The sequence below is a fragment of the Streptomyces sp. NPDC058864 genome (genome assembly GCF_042742985.1).
Lineage (GTDB): Bacteria > Actinomycetota > Actinomycetes > Streptomycetales > Streptomycetaceae > Actinacidiphila.
Genome location: NZ_JBHYMQ010000033.1, coordinates 1 through 17,906 on the forward strand (window position 1 = coordinate 1; position 17,906 = coordinate 17,906).

Below are 17,906 nucleotides of genomic sequence, written 5' to 3' on the forward strand. Positions count from 1 at the left end.
GCCCGGGGCGTCACCCGGGTCACCTGGTCGTCCGGGGTGCTCCCCCGCGCGTCCGCCTCGTCCCGCTCGGTCGCGGCGGCCCGCAGGGCACCCACGAACTCCAGACAGGAGTCGTGACGGTCCTCGGGGACCTTCGCGAGCGCCTTGGCCATGACGTCGTCCATGGCCGCAGGGATGTCCGGCCGCCGCTCGGTGAGGGGTGGCGGCTGGTCGTACTGGTGCGCCCACAGCAGCGCCATGTCCTCCTCGCGCTCGAAGGGCAGGCCCCCTGTCAGGCTCTCGTAGACGACGCAGGCGAGGCTGTAGAGATCGCAGCGGCCGTCCACCGGGCGCCCGGAGATCTGCTCCGGCGCCACGTAGTCCAGGGTGCCGACGAACTCACCGACGGTGGTGAACCCGGTCAGTGACAGCGATTTCTTCGTCAGCCCGAAATCCGTCAGGTAGACGTGCTCGGGGTGGTCGCTGTCGGTGCCCTTGGCGACGAGCACGTTCCCCGGTTTCACGTCGCGGTGCACCAGGTCGTGCTCGTGCGCCGCGTCCAGCGCGGAGGCAACCTGGCCGGCGATGCGCAGGGCCGTCGTGACGGGCAGTGGACCGTCACGGTCGAACAGCGCCCGCAGGTCGAGGCCCGAGACGTAACGCATCGCGATGTAGAGGACACCGTCGGTCTCCCCGGCCTCGAATATCGGCACGATGTGGGGGTGGTCGATCGCGGCCGCCACCCGTGACTCGTGGGTGAAGCGGCGGCGGAAGGTGTCGTTGCGGGCCAGCTCGGGGGCGAGCAGTTTCAGCGCAACCGTGCGGTCGAGCCGGAGGTCCCGGGCGCAGTACACCACGGCCATGCCGCCGCGGCCGATCTCCCGCTCCACGCGGTAACCGGCGATCTGGGCCCCGATGAGCCCGGAGGACCGCCCGGCGTACACGCTCACGTCATGCGGAATCGAATTCATCGCGTACCACCGCCACGCGGCCGGACGTCGGAGAACTTTCCCCGCTCCTTTTCTGCAGTCTATCGACCGGGCCCCGGCACTTCGCGGCCACGCGTTTCCCCGGCGGGCTGAGGTACAGTTCCCGGGTCCTGTCGTCTCCGATAGAGGTGGACGTTGCTCATCTGAGGTCCGCGATCATCGCGCGCACGGCCCCGCCGCCGTACGCCGGTCACGCCGCAGCCGGCCTTTCCGCCGCCCGTGACCCCGCGCGCATGCGACCTCGGTGCACGAGCCGTCCCCGTTCCCGGTGGACCGCACCCTTCCCCGTCCCGGCACGGTCGCCGCGTGGTGCTCGCACACGAAGCCCGCCATCCCTGCGCCTGCGACTGCGAGGACCATCATGTCCACCCCCATCACCGTGACCGGCCCGTCCCTGGGCTGCTCCGCCCTGTCCTTCCGGTGGCCGGACGGCACACCCGTGGTCGACGGGCTCTCGCTGACCGTCGGCCGCGGCCGCACCGGGCTGGTCGGTGCCAACGGCACCGGCAAGTCCACCCTGCTGAAGCTGCTGGCCGGCCGGCTGCGGCCCACCCGGGGGTCGGTGACCGTCGGCGGCAGCCTCGCCTACCTGCCCCAGGACGTCACCCTGGACACCGCGCTCCGCGTCGACCAGGCCCTCGGCATCGCGGAGCGGCGCGCCGCCCTGCGGGCCATCGAGGCGGGGGACGTCGGCGAGGAGCACTTCGAGACCGTCGGCGACGACTGGGACGTCGAGGAACGCGCCCTGGCGACGCTTGGCTCCCTGGGGCTCGGCGGCCTCGGACTGGACCGCACCGTCGGCCGGATGTCCGGCGGCGAGACGGTCCTGCTGCGGCTCGCCGCACTGCTGCTGCGCCGCCCCGACGTCCTCCTGCTCGACGAACCCACCAACAACCTCGACCTCTTCGCCCGGCGCCGCCTCCACGAGACCGTCGGTTCCTGGCGCTCCGGCGTCCTGGTCGTGGTCAGCCACGACCGTGAGCTGCTGGAACGCGTGGACCGCGTCGCCGAACTGCACGCGGGCTCCGTGACCTGGTACGGCGGCGGGTGGTCGGACTACGAGGAGGCCGTGGCGGCCCAGCAGGAGACGGCCGGGCGCGCGCTGCGCGCCGCCGAGGCCGACGTGCGCCGACAGCGGCGCGAACTGGAGGAGGCGCGGATCGCGTCGGACCGCCGCCAGAGGCACAGCCGGAAGATGGACGCCCAGCGGCGCGCCTCGCGCATCGTCGCGGGCGAGCGCAAGCGCTCCGCGCAGGAGTCCGCCGACCGGCTCCGCGGTGTGCAGGAGGACCGGCTCGCCGAGGCGCGCGAACGCCGCGAGGCGGCGGCGGACGCGCTCCGCGACGAGGCGGAGATCCGGGTCGACCTGCCGCGGACCGCGGTCCCGGCCGGTCGCACCGTACTGACCCTGCGGGGACTGCGGCCGCGCTTCGGCAGGCTGCGCGAGGGCGACCTCCACGTCCACGGGCCGGAACGCGTGGCGCTGGTCGGCCGCAACGGTGCCGGCAAGACGACGCTGTTGCGCACCCTCACCGGGGAACTCGCGCCGCTGTCGGGCGAGGCGAGGACGCACGTGCCGCTGCGGTTCCTGCCGCAGCGCCTCGACGTCCTCGACGAGGAGCTGAGCGTGGCCGCCAACGTCGCCCGGGTGGCCCCCGGGGTCTCCGAGAACGAGATCCGCGCCCGGCTCGCGCGGTTCCTGTTCCGCGGGACCCGCGCCGAACAGCCCGCGGGCACCCTCTCCGGCGGAGAGCGCTTCCGCGCCGCCCTGGCGGCGTCGCTGCTCGCCGCGCCGGCCCCGCAACTGCTGATCCTGGACGAGCCCACCAACAACCTCGACGTGGCCGGTGTCCGTCAGTTGACGACCGCCCTCGCGTCCTTCCGGGGCGCACTCGTCATCGCCGGCCACGACCTGCCGTTCCTGGAGTCGGTCGGCATCACGCGCTGGCTGCTCGTGGGCGAGGAGCTCCGGGAGACCACCGCCGAGGAGGTGCGGGACCTGCTGCGGGACCGCGGCGAGGGCTGATCGCGGGAACGCCCCGCCGCCCCGGGGCGGTCCCGCGAGCCGCCGCCGTCAGCGTTCCGCGTCCGCCGTCCTCTGCGCCGGTACGGCGAGCGAACGGCGGCGCAGCAGGGTGGGGTTGACGGTGGACGGCGGCCTGCGCAACCGGGTCGCCCGCTCGTAGTCGTGGGCGTAGCCGAGGAGCAGCGGCTCGCTCCACGCCCGGCCCAGGAAGGTGATGTTGAACGGGCGGCGGTTGGCGGCGAGGTAGCCGGCGGGGACGGTGACCGAGGGGTAGCCGGCCTTGGCTCCGATGGACGAACTGCCGCTGTTCACGAACAGCAGGGCGGTGACGTCGTGTTCGGCCATGAGGGCGTCGATGCGGTCCTTGCTCTCCGCCAGGTCACGGGCGCGGGCCGCCTCGTACTCGACGGTGTCCGCGCTGTCCGGCCCGAGGTCCCTGGCCTGTGCGGCGACGGCGAGCGTCTGCCCGAACTTCAGGGCCACGTCCGCCTGGGCCTCGTTGCCGGCGATCACGTCGGCGAGCGTGCGCACCGGCGCGCCCTCGGGCAGCCGCGCGAGGTAGGCGTTGAGGTCGCGCTTGAACTCGTGGCTCAGCACCGGCGAGGCGACGTCGTACCGGCGGCGCGCCTCGATGCCGAGGTCGACGAGTTCGGCGCCGCGGCGCGCCAGAGCCTCCAGGGCCGCGTCCCACAGCGCCCGTTCGTCCGTGCCGTCCTGCGGGGTCTGTTCCGCGACGACGCCGATGCGCGCGCCGCGCAGGGCGTCCGGGGACAGGTCGGCGGTGAAGTCGTGGCCTTCCAGGGGGTTGCCCGCGGTGGCCGGGTCCTCGGGATCGGTGCCGGTGACGACGGTGAGCAGGGCGGCGGCGTCCGCGACGGTCCGGGTCATCGGGCCCGCGGTGTCCTGGCTGGAGGCGATGGGCACGATGCCGGTACGGCTGACGAGGCCGAGGGTGGGCTTCACCCCGACGCCCGACGTGGCCGACGCCGGGCTGAGGATGGACCCGTCGGTCTCCGTGCCGATGGTGACGGCGGCCAGTCCTGCCGCCGCGGCGACCCCGGAACCGGCGCTGGAACCGCTCGGGGTCTCGCTCAGGTCGTACGGGTTGAGCACCTGACCGGCCAGTGAGCTGTAACCGCTGGGCATGCCGACGGTGAGGTAGTTGGCGAACTCGGTGAGGTTCGCCTTGCCGAGGATCACCGCCCCCGCCTCGCGCAGCCGGGTCACCAGCGGGGCGTCCTGGGCGGGGTGGGAGCCGGCGAGCACCACCGAGCAGGCGGTGGTCGGCATGCCGAGGACGTCGATGTTGTCCTTCACGAGCACCGGTATGCCGAGCAGCGGCCCGCCGGGGTCGCCGCCGGCCCTGCGTGCGTCGGCCGCCGCGGCCTCCTCCAGCGCGGCGGGATTGACGCAGCGCACCGCGTTCAGGGCCGGTCCGCCGACGTCGAGGTCCTCGATGCGGCGCAGGTAGGCGCGGGTGAGGGAGACGCTGGTGATGCGCCCCGAGGCCATCAGCGCGGTCAGTTCGGCGACCGTCGCGACCTCCAGGTCGGCGGGGAACGCCTCGTGCTGCGCCGGGTCGGCGGCGTCGGTCCTGCTGCCTGCCGCAGCCGGTTCGGGGCCGGTGTTGACGTTGATGTCGCCCTCCAGGGTGAGCGGTGCGCTGACGCGACCGGGGTCCGTACGCCCCGCTCGGCCGTCCCGCGGGGCGGCACCATCATCCCCGTCGTCCTCACAGGAAGCGGCGGATGGGCGCGGTTGCCACTTCCTGGGCCCGCTCCATTACCGGCCGGCCGCGCCAGCGGGTGCCGTCGACGGGGTCGCTGCGCAGCAGGTCCTCGTCGAAGTGGGCGTCGAGGACCGAGGTGAACGACTCGTCGAGCACCGCCAGCATGACCTCCTCGTCGTGGTCGAGGGAGCGGCGGTTGAAGTTGGTCGAGCCGATGAGGGTGGCGACCCCGTCCATGGTGATGACCTTGGCGTGCATCATCGTCGGCCGGTAGTGCCAGATCCGCACGCCGCAATCGAGGAGCCGCTGGTAGTAGCGCTGCCCGGCGAGCTGGCAGACGCGCTTGTCGGTGTGCGGGCCGGGCAGCAGGATCTCGACCTCCACGCCGCGGGCAGCCGCGTGGCAGAGCAGGCCCACGAAGTACGGATCGGGCGCGAAGTACGCGGTCGCGAGCCGGATGCGCTGCTCTGCGGAGGCGATCACCACGCGGAGCAGGGTGCGCATGTCCTGCCAGCCGACGCTCGCCGAGCCGCGTACGACCTGGACGATCGCGCCGCCGCTCTGCTCGTGCTCGCCGAAGCGGTCGCGTGCGTCGAAGAGCCCGTTCTGCCGGCACTCGGCCCAGTTCTGCGCGAAGGCCGCCGCCAGCCCGTCCACGGCGGGGCCGGTGACCCTGACGTGGGTGTCCCGCCATTCGCCGGGGTGCCGGGCGTCGCCGCACCACTCCTCGGCTATGCCGACGCCGCCGGTGAAGGCCACCTCGGCGTCGACCACCAGGACCTTGCGGTGGCAGCGGTGGTTCTGCTTGAACGGCGAGAGCCGTACGGGCTTGCGGAACCAGGCGACGTCGACTCCGGCCCGGTCGAGGCCGTCCAGCAGTTCCTGCTCGATCAGCCGGCCGCCGAAGCCGTCCAGCAGGAGCCGGACCCGCACCCCCTCCTCCGCCTTCGCGGCCAGCGCGTGCGCGAAGTCGCGGGCGATCTGGCCGCGCCAGTAGACGAAGGTGGTCATGTCGACGGTGTGCTTCGCCGCGCGGATCGCGTCCAGCATCGCGGGGAAGATCTCGTCCCCGTTCCGCAGGGCCTGGAGGCAGTTGCCCTCGGTCGCGGCGATGCCGATCAGCCGTTCCAGGCGACGGCGCAGCTCCTGCTTGCGGTCGGCGGCGGAGCGCTCCGGCCGGCCTCCGTCCGTACGGTCGGTCTCCTCCAGCGAAGCGCCCATGCCGTCGTGCCCCCCGGTTCCGGTGCCGCCGCGGCCCGTCCGGCCGCGGCGTCGCGTGGCGTACTCCAGCCGTATGCCCGGCCGGCGGCGGCTTATCCGGAGTGACTACGCGTTCCCGTGGGGCTCGGGGGACTCCTTCCTGCTCCGCAGCACCTTGGCGCGGCCGGCCAGCGGCACCGTCGCCGCGAGGAGCCCGGCCGCGAGCGCGGCCGCGCCCCAGGCGGGGGCGGGCCGCCAGCTCAAGCCGAGGACGTGGTCGAGCGACCACGCACCCGGCCCGGTGAAGCCGAGGCACGCGGCGACCGCGCCGTAGAGGAACGGCACCTCGCAGCCGCCCTTCAGCGCCCAGAAGCCGTTCGGCGCGGTCGAGGCGGCGGCCACCGTCATCGTGCCGACGACGACCGCGCAGCCGCCGGGCGTCAGCAGTCCGGCCGCGACCGACGCCGCTCCGGTCAGCTCGGCCACCCCGGCGACCAGCGCCATCCGCGGACCGGGCACGACCCCGTAGCCCTCGAAGACGGCACCGGTGCGGGCCAGGCCGGCCCCGCCGAACCAGCCGCGCAGTTTCTGCGTGGCATGGCCGAAGAGCAGTGCGGCGAGCAGCAGTCGGAGCAGCAGCAGCCCCAGGTTCATCTCTCGGTTCTCCTTCGTGTCACCCGTGTCACTGGCCGTGCGTCGAGGCGCTGCGGTAGTCGGTGTACGTGTAGGGGTTGTCGAGCACCTTCGTCTCGGGGACGTCGGGGTTCATCCCCTTGCGCCACTCCTCCTCGCCCATGGCCGACCGCAGGTGCTCGACGGTCGCCTCGACCTCGCGCCGGACCGCGGCCAGGTCGACGCCCACCAGACGGTGCTCGTGCTTGACGACCCGTCCGTTGACGAGCACGGTGTGCACGTCGCCTCGCTGCGCCTGGAAGGCCACCTGCCCGTACGGGTTGAGCAGCGGGAAGGAGACCGGCGAGTGGTCGTTCTTCAGCAGGACGATGTCGGCCTTCTTGCCGGCCTCCAGGCTGCCCAGGTCCTCCTCGCGGCCGAGGGCGCGGGCCCCGCCGAGGGTGGCCCACTCCACCACCTGGTCGGCGCGCAGCGCGCAGTGGGTGACGGTCTCGCCCTTGGCGTGCGCCTCCAGGTGCGCGCGGGCGCGGTCGGCACCGAGCGTGGTGCGCATGGCGGAGAACAGGTCGCCGCTCCACCACACGCTGGTGTCCATCGACAGCGAGACGGGGATGTCGTGCGAGCGGAGGGCCCAGGTCGTCGGGTAGCCCTGGCCGGCGCTCTGCTCGCTCTCGGTCGACACGGAGACCGAGCCGCCGGTGGCCGCGATCCGGTGGTAGGAGTCGGCACTGAGCGTCGAGGCGTGGACGTACACCGTCTCCGGGGTCATGAAGCCGTTCTCGTACATCAGGCGGATGCCGTCGTCGTTGGTGGCACCCCACACCCCGGCGTGGGTGGTGACGGCGACGCCGAGTTCGCGGGCCACCTCGAAGGCGGGCCTCTCGGGGAAGGCGGGGTCTCCCGTGACGTCGAAGGCGAGCTGGAAGCCGAGCATGTCGTCGCCGTCGACACGGCGGCGGACGAAGTCGCGGAACTCCGGCGCGGCGGTCCATTCCGCGGGCGCCTGCTGGATGTTGCCGTAGGCCAGGACGAAGCGTCCGGGCACGGACCGCAGGGCGTCCACGGCGGCGTCGGCGTGGTCCACGCTCTGCAGGCCGTGGGACCAGTCGACGACGGTGGTGACACCGGCGTCGAGGGCCTCCACGGCGGCGAGCCGGTTGCCGGCGTGCACGTCCTCGGGGCGGAACTTCCTGCCGTGCTCCAGGTAGTACCAGACGAAGTACTGCGTGAGGGTCCAGTCTGCGCCGTATCCGCGCATCGCCGTCTGCCACATGTGACGGTGGGTGTCGATCATGCCCGGCATGACGATGCCGCCCGTGGCGTCGACCTCGGCCGTCCCGTCCGGCACGGTCAGCCGCGGACCGACCGCCGCGATCCGGTCGTCGACGACGAGCACGTCGGTGTCCGCGAGGACCTCGCGCTCACGGTTGACGGGCAGCACGGTTCCGCCACGCAGAACAACGGGCCGCCCCGGGGTGAATGCCTCGACCTTATCCATCATTGAACTCCCTTGGCCGCTTGACGGACACAGGTACGCTATTCGGCCAGCGGACCGAGCGCTAGCCTCGCGACGCAGTTCGGAAGGCACGGCTCACCGGGTGCTTCCCGAGCGTGTAGCAAAACGAGACACCACTGCGACGGCAAGGCCCTGACCGGCCAGGGCGCGGACGATCACCCTTGACGCCCCCGGCTTTCCGCAACAGAATCACGTGTACGGACGGCTGTCCGTCCTGCGGTCAGATGAAAGGTGACACCGGATGTCAGAGAGCACCGCGCCTGCACCACCGGGCCGGGCCGGCCCGCTGTCCGGGCTGCTGGTGGCCGACTTCTCCCGGATCCTCGCCGGACCCTACGCCACGATGCTGCTCGCCGATCTCGGCGCGGACGTCGTCAAGGTCGAGGGTCCGCGCGGTGACGACACCCGCAGCTGGACGCCCCCGGTACGCGGAGAGGTGTCCACCTACTACCTCGGCATCAACCGCGGGAAGCGATCCATCGCACTCGACCTGCACGACGAGGCGGACCTTGCGGCGGCGCGCGAACTCGCGCGCCGGGCGGACGTCGTCATCGAGAACTTCCGGCCCGGCGGCCTGGTCAAGTACGGCCTGGACTACACCTCGGTGCGCACCGGGAACCCGGCCGTCGTCTACGCGTCCATCAGCGGCTTCGGCACCGGCGCCGGGCGCGACGTGCCCGGCTACGACCTGATGGTGCAGGCCGTCTCCGGGCTGATGAGCCTCACCGGCGAGCCCGGCGGCCCGCCGTACCGGGCCGGGATCTCGGTCTTCGACGTCATGGCCGGCAACCACGCCGCCATCGGCATCCTCGCCGCGCTGCGGCACCGCGACGCCACCGGCGAGGGCCAGCACGTCGAGGTCAACCTGCTGTCGTCGGCGCTGACCGGGCTGGTCAACCACAGCTCGGCCTACGTGGCCGGAGGCGAGGTCCCGTACCGCATGGGCAACGCGCACCCGAGCGTGTTCCCGTACGAGCCCCTTCCCACGGCTGACAACGACCTGATCGTGGCCGCCGCCAACGACGGCCAGTTCCGCAAGCTGTGCGAGGTCCTCGGCATCCCCGGGGTCCCCGACGACCCGCGGTTCGCGCGCAACGCCGACCGGACCGCGAACCGGGAGGAGCTGCGGCCGATTCTCGTGGAGCAGCTGGTCAAGCGGGGTGCGGACGAATGGTTCGGGCTGCTGGTCGAGGCGGGTGTGCCGAGCGGGCCGATCAACACCATCGACGGCGGCTTCGCCATGGCCGAGCGCTTCGGGCTCGACCCCGTCGTCACCGTCGGCGAGGGCGAGCGCGCGGTTCCCACGACCCGCCACCCGGTCACCTTCTCGGCCACTCCCGCCGTGTACCGGCTGCCGCCGCCGGAGCTCGACGAGCACGGCGCAGAACTGCGGGCCTGGCTGGCCCAGGACGCGGAGGACACCCGTGACTGACCCGTCCCCGTCCGGCTACCCCACCGCGCTGGGTGCCTCGGACCGCAAGAGCATCACCCTGCTCGGCCAGGACCTCGCCGAGGACATCATGGGCACGGTCGGCTTCGGCGAACTCGCCTTCTGGCTGGCGACGCAGCGCCGGCCGAGCCGCGGCGAGACCCGGGTCTTCGAGGCCGTGCTCGCGGCCCTGGCCGACCACGGCTTCACCCCCACGGCCATCGTCACCCGGCTGACGTACCTGTCCGCGCCGGACTCCGTCCAGGGCGCGCTCGCCGCGGGCCTGCTCGGCGGCGGCTCGCGCTTCCTCGGCGTCACCGAGGACACCGGGGCCTTCCTGCACGAGGCCCTCGCCGCACACGGCGAACCGCCCCGCGACGATGCCGGATGGGACGAGCTGGCGCTGCGTCTGGTCCGCGAGCAGCGGGCGGCCGGCCGCTTCGTCCCGGGCCTGGGCCACCACGTGCACAAGGACGGCGACCCGCGCACGCCCCGGTTGATGGGCATCGCCGCCGAGGAGGGCCAGTTCGGCCCGCACCTCTCGCTGTTCGCGGCCATCGGCCGTGTGCACCCGCAGGTCCTCGGCAGGACCCTGCCGCTCAACGGCGCCGGTGTCTGCGGGGCGGCACTCGCCGACCTCGGGCTGCCGCTGCCGCTGCTGCGCGGGTTCGCCCTGCTCGCCCGCACCGCCGGGCTCATCGGCCAGCTCGCCGAGGAGATGCGCAGCCCGGTGGCGAACGACATCTTCCTCTCCGTCGACCTGAACAACCGGCCCGTCCCGCCCCAGCCGGACACCGCGTCCGCGGGGAACACCAAGGAGTGACCATGTTCGTCAACGAGGACAACCTCACCGAGCTGGCGGCCCGGCGCTGGGCGACCGCGCACGACCCGCGCCAGGCGGAGCTGCTGTCCGCCCTGGTCCGCCACCTCCACGCCTTCGCCCGCGAGGTGGAACTCGGTGAGGACGAATGGATGGCCGCGATCCAGTGGCTGACCGAGGCGGGCCGGATCAGCGACGCCAAGCGTCAGGAACTGATCCTCGCCTCCGACGTGTTCGGGCTGAGCACCCTCGTGGTGCAGCTGAACAACAGGTTCGCGCCGCGGGCCACCCCGGCCACCGTCCTCGGCCCCTTCCACATCGACGGATCGCCCACCGCCCCGTATGGCTTCGACATGTCCGACGGCATCCCCGGAACGCCGCTGTTCATCACCGGCAAGGTCACCGACCTGGAGGGCAAGCCCGTCCCCGGGGCCGTCCTCGACGTGTGGCAGGCGGACGCCGACGGCGCCTACGAGGCGCAGCTCCCCGAGATCGACGAAGCCCGGCTGCGCGCGAAGTACCAGGCGCGGGAGGACGGCACCTACTGCGTCCGCACCATCGCCCCGCGCGGCTACGCCATCCCCATGGACGGACCGGTCGGCGACCTGATCGGCTCCACCGACATCAGCCACTTCCGGCCCGCGCACGTCCATTTCCTGATCAACGAGCCCGGGTACGAGAGGCTGATCACCCACCTGTTCCAGGAGGGCAGCGAGTACCTGGACAGCGACGTCGTGTTCGGCACGAAGGAGGCGCTGGTGGTGCGGTTCACCCAACGGCAGGCGGGAACCGCCCCCGACGGCACGGCGCTCGAGGTGCCGTACCTGCACGCCGAGTTCGACTTCGTCCTGCAGTCCGCCTGACCGGCTGACTGCCTGACCGCCTGACCGCCTGACCGGCGACCCGGCCACGGCACCCGTACCGGTCGCCGGACGCGTCAGCCCGCGGTGCTGCCGCCGGGGGCTGACGCCGCGGCCGGCCGGACCTCGCCGTGCGGACGGCTCTGCCACAGCGCCCAGTCCGCCGAGACGTCCCCGGCCGCGCGCAGCAGCAGGGGGAGGTAGGTACCGGTGAGCACGTCCACAGCGGTCTCGGCTGCGTGCACGGTGACGTTCATCGCCGCGCGCACCACCCCGTCGCCGTCCCGCACGGGGACGGCGACCGAGCGTACGCCGGGCGCGAGTTCCTCGTCGGCCAGCGCCCAGCCGCGGGCCCGGACCGTGCGCAGCTCCGCGGCGAACTCCTCGGCCGTCCGCCGCGGGAGGGCCGGCAGCCCGGAGCGGCTGGGCTCGGCCAGGACGGCCTCCAGCTCCGCCGGGCCCAGGGCGGCCAGCAGCACCTTGCCCTGGGAGGTCTGCGCGGCGGGGAAGCGGGTGCCGATGTCCACCCGCAGCGCGATGATCTTCGGTACGGAGACCCGGGCCACGTAGACGATGTCCGAGCCGTCCAGCTGCGCCATCGAGGACGACTCCCCGGTCTGCGCGACCAGTGCCTCCATGTGCGGGCGGGCCACGTCCCACAGCCCGAGGGAGCCGACGTAGGACATGCCCAGGCGCAGCACGCGCGGGGTGAGGGTGAACGCGCCCTGGTCGGTGCGGACGTAGCCGAGCTCCTCCAGCGTCAGCAGCAGACGGCGCGCGGTCGGCCGCGCCAGTCCCGTGGCGGCGGCGATCTCGCTGAGCGTCAGCCGGCGGTGCCGGGCGTCGAAGCAGCCGAGCACGTCCAGCCCGCGGGCCAGTGCCTCCACGAAGTCCGGACCGCTTCCGCGCCCTGCCATCCGATGCCTCCCGCGTCCACGTCGGCGATGCCCGCTCCACCGGTGACCGCAGGGCGGACCGTTCGCAGACGGCGTCGCGCCTGCGTCCGTTCCCCTCGTCGGCCCCCTACCGCACGGACATCCTCTCGTCGGCCATTATACGGACGATCGTCCGCGCCCGCCGCGCTCCGGGGACACCCGGCCCCACCCTCCCCTTCCCGCATTCCACGGAAGGGCATCACCGAGCGATAGTTTCCAGCGCCATCCATAAGGCGCCAAAAAAACACCCGGCATTCGATGACCCATTCCACGGAAACCCGGGGACCGCTCCGACCTGCGACTCCATCCGTCACGCAGTGCAACTTTACCGATCGCCGGATTCTCGTTGACCCGGTCTTGCGTCGCGGATTACCCGTCGATGAGAGAACCCCGCTTTCCCATTGTGACGTGCAACTCCTTTTCCTTCGCGGCGCCTACACGGACCTAGCATCGGGAATTGCAGGACGGACATTCCGGTACATCCAGTGAAGAGGTGACACCATGCCGATCCCCGTGTCCCAGGCCCTCGACGAGCAGGGGCAGACGGCGGCCGACAAGGCCGCCGGCCTGCGCACGTCGGGCCGCTACCTGGTCAGCTCCCTGCTGGCCGGCGCGTTCGTCGGGGTCGCGGCGGTGCTGCTGCTCACGGTCACCGGACCGCTGTCGGCCGCGGGATCGCCGTTCACCAAACTCGTCCAGGGCCTGCTGTTCGGCGTGGCGCTCACCCTGGTGGTCTTCGCCGGCGCCGAACTCACCACCGGCAACATGATGACGACCGTCCAGGGCGTCCTCCTGCGCAGCATCAGCGGCGCCAACGCGGCCGCCCTGATAGTCGGTTCGTTCGTGGGCAACCTCCTCGGGTCCGCCCTCTTCGCGCTGGTGGTGCACGGCAGCGGGGTCATCACCTCGGGTGCCGCGCCCGGGCACACCGCGCCGGCCCTCGCCCTGCTGACCACGCTGCTCAAGACGAAGGCCGCGGAGTCCGGCGGGGCGCTGTTCTTCCGCGGCGTGCTCTGCAACTTCCTGGTCTGCCTGGGCGTGTGGATGGCCGCACGGACCAGGTCGGACGGCGCCAAGATCGCGCTCATCTTCTGGGCCCTGCTGGCGTTCGTCGGCTCCGGGTTCGAGCACGTCGTGGCCAACATGACGTACTACTCGCTCGGGATGTTCGAGCACGTGCCGGACGCGACGGCCGCCGGATTCGCGCGCAACCTGCTGTTCGTGGGTCTCGGCAACCTCGTGGGCGGCGGACTGCTGGTCGGCGCGGCGTACGCGTTCGTGGGCCGCGGCAGGCCGGGGCGGCCCGCCGGCGGGCCCGCCCCCGTCGAGGCTCCGGAGTCGGTCCCGGTCTGAGCGACGCGGACGGCGGACCGGCGGCGGACCGGACGGCCACCGCCGGACCGCGCCGGTCAGTGCGTGTTCCCTCGCGACTTCAGGGGCACGCTCGGCAGTTCCGGGGCGGGCAGCGCATCTCCGTCGTAGCCCTTGACCTCACCGAACCGGGTACCGGTCATCCAGTCGGCGCGGGCCCGCTCGATGTCCTCCTGCGTGCGGCCGATGAAGTTCCACCACATGATGATCCGCTCGCCGAGGGGCGGTCCTCCGAGCAGCACCGCCCGGGCGGGCACGTCGGCGTGGTTGGTCAGGGTCAGGCTGTCGCCGTCGGGGGCCAGGTAGCCGAGCTCTGCCGGGCTCAGGCGCGTGCCGGCCATCTCGACGTCGCCGCTGTCGACGAGCAGGCCGTGCTCGTGGGCCGGGTCGACCGCCAGGGTCACGGTCGCGCCGGGATCGAGGGCGAGTTCGGCGCCGAGCAGCGGGGTGAAGGTCGTCACCGGCGAGGTGTCGCCGGCCAGGGAGCCGAGGAACACCCGCACCACGCCGCCATCGAGCACCACGGGCTCCGGGACGTAGTGCTCGAAGGCGGGAGCGGTGTCACGGTGACGCTCGGGGAGCACGACCCACAGCTGGACGCCGTGCAGGACCGTGGTGCCCTCGGTGGAGACCTCCGAGTGGCTGATGCCGTGCCCGCCGGTCATGAGGTTGAGTTCGCCGGGCCGCACGTAGGCGTGCGTCCCGAGGCTGTCGCGGTGCTCGATCTCGCCGCTGAAGAGCCAGCTCACCGTCTGGAGCCCGGTGTGCGGGTGGGGCGCGACGTCCATGCCCCCGGTGTCGGAGACGTCGTCCGGACCGTAGTGGTCGGCGAAGCACCAGGCGCCGATCAGCGAGCGGTTCCGCTGCGGCAGGGTGCGCCGCACCGTCATCGCACGGGGTCCGCCGAGCGGGACGTCGCGGGCGGACAGGATCTCCACGGTGGGCTCTGCCTGGGACTCGCTCATGTCGCGCTTCTCACACAACGACTGCTTCGAATTTCAACAATCATGGGCTTGATGATACGGCGATGCCCGCGACACACGACGGTGCATCCCACGGCGGCCGGAGACGGCCCGGCGAAGGAGTGCTGGTGAGCGACACCACGGCGGTTCGGCCGAGCAGGCGGATCTTCATCGACAAGCAGAGCCCGCGGGCCTACAAGGCGATGGTGGCGGCCGCCGAGACCGTGCGGGCCGTGGCCGCCGAGACCGGCCTCGAACGCGACCTGGTGGAGCTGGTCAACATACGCGTGTCCCAGCTCAACGGCTGCGCCTTCTGCCTCGACCGGCACACCAGGACCGCCCTCAACGCGGGCGAGACTCCGCAGCGGCTGACCGTACTCCCGGCCTGGCGCGACACCGAGCTGTTCACCGCGCGCGAGCGCGCCGCGCTCGCGGTGGCCGAGGTGACCACGGACCCCACGGACGCCGCCGCCCAGGAGCAGGCCTACCAGGCCGCGCGCGAGGTGTTCAGCGACGACGAGCTCTCCGCCCTGATCTGGGTGGCGATCACCATCAACTCCTTCAACCGGGTCTCCATCCTGAGCAAGCACCCGGTCCGCCCCGGCCCGAAGCAGTGAGGCACGACCGTATGGGAAGGGGCGCGGCCCGCCGCAGGTGACGCCGCGCCCCCGCCCCTCCCGGTACGCCGGGGTCAGCCGATCGGCTCCCGCTGGGCACCCGGGCCGCTCTGCACCCGCTCGATGTACTCCGGGGCGAGCCTGCTGACCTCGTCGAGCACGGCGAGGTCGTCCCCGGTGAGCGTGAGCTCGGCCGCCGCGAGGTTGTTCCGCAGCTGGTCCATGCGGGTCGCGCCGACCAGCACGCTGCTGACCCCGGGCTGCTGCATCACCCAGGCGAGGGCCACCTGGGCGACCGTCGCGCCGTGCCGCGCGGCGATCTCGTCGAGGCGGTCGACGACGTCGTAGCCGCGCGCCTCGTCGACCGGGGGGTTCGAGGCCTTGCCCCAGCGCGTCGACAGGTCGCGCTCCGCGCCACGGCGGAACTTGCCGCTCAGGAAGCCGCCCGCGAGAGGGCTGTAGACCAGCAGTCCCAGCCCCTGGTCGCGCACGGCGGGGAGGATCTCGCGCTCGATGTCCCGGCCGACGAGCGAGTAGTAGGCCTGCAGCGATACGAAGTGCTCCAGGTCGTGCAGGGCGGAGACGCCCAGCGCCTTCATCAGCTGCCAGGCCGCGAGGTTGGAGGCGCCGATGTAGCGCACCTTGCCCTGGCGGACCGCGTCGTCGAGCGTGCGGAGGGTCTCCTCGATCGGCGTATGCGGGTCGAAGCTGTGGATCTGGTGGAGGTCGATCCGGTCGGTGCCCAGCCGCCGCAGGCTCGCCTCCAGCTCACGCATGACGTGCACGCGGGACAGGCCCATGTCGTTGGGGCCGGCGCCCATCCTCGCGAAGACCTTCGTGGCGAGGACGACGTCGTCGCGCCGCCCGCCGAGTATCCGCCCGAGCACTTCCTCCGACTCCCCGTCGGAGTAGACGTTCGCGGTGTCGATCAGGTTCACGCCCGCGTCGAGCGCGGCGTCCAGCATCTTCCCCGACTCGGTGTCGCCGAGGCCGCCGAGCCTCTTCCAGAAGTCGTGGTCGCCCCCGCCGAAGGACATGGTGCCCAGGCCGAGCCGGGACACCAGGAGTCCGGTGTTGCCAAGTCGCGTGTAGCGCATGTCGTCGTCTGCCTTGCCTTCTACGTGTCACTGCCTCGCGGACCGGACAGCGGTGCGCCGTTCACCGGGCACATCGGACAGTATGCACGACACCATGTCGGACACACTGTCCGAAGCAGTACGGTGAACCAGCGGCCGCCGGGAATGGGCGTCCGGTCAACCAGGGAGCAGCACGCATGGCATCGATCACCCGCCCGACCCGCCGGACCGGACGCCGCGCGGATTCCGAGGCGGCGGTGCTCGCCGCCACCGAGCGGCTCCTCCAGGCCGGTGCCTCCTTCACCGAGCTCGGCGTCCAGCGCATCGCCGCGGAGGCGGGCGTGGCGCGGTCGACCTTCTACCTGTGCTTCCGCGACAAGACCGACCTGCTGATCCGGCTCACCGCACACATGAAGGAAGGGCTGTTCCGGATCGGCGGCGACTGGCGGCCCACCGGTCCCGACGGCGGCCCCGACACCCTGGCGGCGATCTACGCCGAGCAGCTGCGCTACTACCGCGAGCGCGGTCCGCTGCTCGCCGCCATCGCGGAAGTGGCGGCCTACGACGCCGAGATGCGCGAGGCGATGCTGGGGGAGATCGACCGGTTCACCCGGCACATCGCCTCGCTCATCGAGGAGGAGCAGGAGGCCGGCCGCCTCCACCGGGGGGTCGACGTGCAGGCTGCCGCCCAGGTGCTGGCCTGGGGCGGCGAGCAGGTCATCGCACGCCAGGTGGCGATCGGCGACCCGGCCCGGGACGAGGCGGTGGCCCGCGACCTCGCCGATTCGCAGTGGTACGGCACCCTCCGGCGGCCGCAGGCCTGAACCGTCCCGTACGGCGGAACGCACGCCGGAACGTCCAGTCGAGATTTGACTCGGTCAATTCTCGCCTCTACGTTCGAGGGGCGGGGCGACGAGAGCCGCGCCCCTCCCCCACCCCCCGGAGCGAACTCGCGTGAAGTGCTACGACTGCGTCCAGGAAGCGCGCCACGACAGCGAAGGCATCGGCGTCTGCACCCGCTGCGGCCTGTTCACCTGCGCGGACCACTCACGTGTCGTCCGCCTCCCCGTCCACCAGCCCAAGGGCCTCGGCAGGGCGACGAGCCGCCTGCACGCGCGCCGGGTCGTCTGCGCCACCTGCCACACGGCCGAGACCGCCGACTGAGCGCGGTCACGACCGCACTCGAATAGAATTGACTCCGTCAACTCTCGTGCACACCCGGGAAGGAGCGTGACGGCGGCCATGGAGCAGTCGGCGGGCGACCTGCTCAAGAGCAAGGGGCTGCGCAGCACGGCACAGCGCCGCGCCATCCTCACCGCCCTGCACGGCCATCCCCACTCCACCGCGTCCGAGCTCGAGGCGAGGATCGGCGTCGGTTCCCCGGGCGCGGGAGGACTGTCCAAGCAGGGCCTGTACAACGTGCTCGACGACCTCACCAGGGCACAGCTCATCCGCTGCATCGAGCCCGCGGGATCCGCCGCGCGCTACGAGCTGCGCGTCGGCGACAACCACCACCACCTGGTGTGCCGCCGCTGCGGCCGCATCGAGGACGTCGACTGCTCGGTCGGCGCGGCCCCCTGCCTGGACCCCGTGGCGAACAAGGGCTTCGCCGTCGACGAGGCCGAGATCACCTGGTGGGGTCTGTGCGCCGAGTGCCAGAAGGCAACCGCGGGCGCGTGAGCGCGGATGCCGCGCGGCCACCCCGCCCGGGCCCGGAGTCACACGGAGCAGCCGTTCCCCGCCCTCCCCGGGCTGTGCGGGCAG

At 72.4% G+C, this 17,906-nt stretch carries 17 protein-coding genes; 9 read left to right on the forward strand and 8 right to left on the reverse strand.

The features are described from left to right. Positions 1 to 950: serine/threonine-protein kinase (locus ACFW3D_RS23800; RefSeq protein ID WP_500506794.1), on the reverse strand; the 950-nt coding region annotated here is incomplete at its 3' end. Positions 951 to 1,329: 379 nt separating this feature from the next. On the opposite strand from ACFW3D_RS23800, the gene ACFW3D_RS23805 reads away from it, so the two are divergent. Beyond that, positions 1,330 to 2,994, forward strand: a complete 1,665-nt coding sequence (locus ACFW3D_RS23805) for an ABC-F family ATP-binding cassette domain-containing protein (protein WP_500506796.1) — start codon at positions 1,330 to 1,332, stop codon at positions 2,992 to 2,994. Positions 2,995 to 3,042: 48 nt separating this feature from the next. On the opposite strand, the gene ACFW3D_RS23810 is transcribed toward ACFW3D_RS23805, so the two are convergent. From ACFW3D_RS23810 to ACFW3D_RS23825, 4 genes are all read right to left on the reverse strand, one after another. After that, positions 3,043 to 4,506, reverse strand: a complete 1,464-nt coding sequence (locus ACFW3D_RS23810) for an amidase family protein (RefSeq protein ID WP_500506798.1) — start codon at positions 4,504 to 4,506, stop codon at positions 3,043 to 3,045. Between the two features lie 220 nt (positions 4,507 to 4,726). After that, entirely contained in the window at positions 4,727 to 5,944 is a 1,218-nt protein-coding gene (locus tag ACFW3D_RS23815; protein ID WP_500506800.1) for a phospholipase D-like domain-containing protein, read from the reverse strand. Positions 5,945 to 6,049: 105 nt separating this feature from the next. Then, positions 6,050 to 6,577 (reverse strand): DoxX family protein, encoded by a 528-nt coding sequence (locus ACFW3D_RS23820; RefSeq protein ID WP_500506802.1) that lies wholly within the window; start codon positions 6,575 to 6,577, stop codon positions 6,050 to 6,052. Between the two features lie 28 nt (positions 6,578 to 6,605). Beyond that, positions 6,606 to 8,057 (reverse strand): amidohydrolase family protein, encoded by a 1,452-nt coding sequence (locus ACFW3D_RS23825; protein WP_500506804.1) that lies wholly within the window; start codon positions 8,055 to 8,057, stop codon positions 6,606 to 6,608. A gap of 256 nt (positions 8,058 to 8,313) precedes the next feature. Here ACFW3D_RS23825 and ACFW3D_RS23830 point away from each other — a divergent pair, with 256 nt between their 5' ends. From ACFW3D_RS23830 to ACFW3D_RS23840, 3 genes are read left to right on the forward strand one after another with little or no spacing between them, the layout of a single operon-like run. Next, a complete protein-coding gene (locus tag ACFW3D_RS23830) occupies positions 8,314 to 9,504 on the forward strand; it encodes a CaiB/BaiF CoA transferase family protein (protein WP_500506806.1) in 1,191 nt (396 codons plus the stop codon). Further along, positions 9,497 to 10,324 carry a citryl-CoA lyase gene (locus tag ACFW3D_RS23835; RefSeq protein ID WP_500506808.1) on the forward strand — a complete coding sequence of 276 codons (828 nt, stop codon included), beginning with the start codon at positions 9,497 to 9,499 and terminating at the stop codon, positions 10,322 to 10,324. Before ACFW3D_RS23830 ends, ACFW3D_RS23835 begins: the two co-directional genes overlap by 8 nt. Before the next feature lie 2 nt (positions 10,325 to 10,326). Beyond that, on the forward strand, positions 10,327 to 11,184 hold the full coding sequence (locus ACFW3D_RS23840) for a dioxygenase family protein (protein ID WP_500506810.1): 858 nt from the start codon (positions 10,327 to 10,329) through the stop codon (positions 11,182 to 11,184). A gap of 74 nt (positions 11,185 to 11,258) precedes the next feature. Here ACFW3D_RS23840 and ACFW3D_RS23845 read toward each other — a convergent pair whose 3' ends face one another. After that, complete coding sequence (locus ACFW3D_RS23845; protein WP_500506812.1) at positions 11,259 to 12,098, reverse strand: IclR family transcriptional regulator domain-containing protein; 840 nt, start codon at positions 12,096 to 12,098, stop codon at positions 11,259 to 11,261. Positions 12,099 to 12,617: 519 nt separating this feature from the next. On the opposite strand from ACFW3D_RS23845, the gene ACFW3D_RS23850 reads away from it, so the two are divergent. Further along, the gene (locus ACFW3D_RS23850; RefSeq protein WP_500506814.1) at positions 12,618 to 13,469 is read left to right on the forward strand and encodes a formate/nitrite transporter family protein; all 852 of its coding nucleotides are present in this window, start codon (positions 12,618 to 12,620) and stop codon (positions 13,467 to 13,469) included. Between the two features lie 56 nt (positions 13,470 to 13,525). Here the strand turns inward: ACFW3D_RS23850 and ACFW3D_RS23855 are convergent, their stop codons facing one another. After that, on the reverse strand, positions 13,526 to 14,452 hold the full coding sequence (locus ACFW3D_RS23855; RefSeq protein ID WP_500506816.1) for a pirin family protein: 927 nt from the start codon (positions 14,450 to 14,452) through the stop codon (positions 13,526 to 13,528). A 125-nt stretch (positions 14,453 to 14,577) separates the two neighbouring features. Here ACFW3D_RS23855 and ACFW3D_RS23860 point away from each other — a divergent pair, with 125 nt between their 5' ends. Next, positions 14,578 to 15,066 carry a carboxymuconolactone decarboxylase family protein gene (locus ACFW3D_RS23860; protein ID WP_500506818.1) on the forward strand — a complete coding sequence of 163 codons (489 nt, stop codon included), beginning with the start codon at positions 14,578 to 14,580 and terminating at the stop codon, positions 15,064 to 15,066. Between the two features lie 74 nt (positions 15,067 to 15,140). Here ACFW3D_RS23860 and ACFW3D_RS23865 read toward each other — a convergent pair whose 3' ends face one another. Further along, positions 15,141 to 16,163, reverse strand: coding sequence for an aldo/keto reductase (locus ACFW3D_RS23865; RefSeq protein ID WP_500506820.1), 1,023 nt, complete (start codon positions 16,161 to 16,163; stop codon positions 15,141 to 15,143). A gap of 176 nt (positions 16,164 to 16,339) precedes the next feature. Between ACFW3D_RS23865 and ACFW3D_RS23870 the strand changes: the two genes are divergently transcribed. From ACFW3D_RS23870 to ACFW3D_RS23880, 3 genes are all read left to right on the forward strand, one after another. Continuing rightward, the gene (locus ACFW3D_RS23870) at positions 16,340 to 16,966 is read left to right on the forward strand and encodes a TetR/AcrR family transcriptional regulator (protein ID WP_500506822.1); all 627 of its coding nucleotides are present in this window, start codon (positions 16,340 to 16,342) and stop codon (positions 16,964 to 16,966) included. A 130-nt stretch (positions 16,967 to 17,096) separates the two neighbouring features. Next, complete coding sequence (locus ACFW3D_RS23875; RefSeq protein ID WP_500506824.1) at positions 17,097 to 17,306, forward strand: DUF2180 family protein; 210 nt, start codon at positions 17,097 to 17,099, stop codon at positions 17,304 to 17,306. A gap of 78 nt (positions 17,307 to 17,384) precedes the next feature. Further along, positions 17,385 to 17,822, forward strand: a complete 438-nt coding sequence (locus tag ACFW3D_RS23880; RefSeq protein WP_500506945.1) for a Fur family transcriptional regulator — start codon at positions 17,385 to 17,387, stop codon at positions 17,820 to 17,822. Positions 17,823 to 17,906 lie beyond the last annotated feature (84 nt).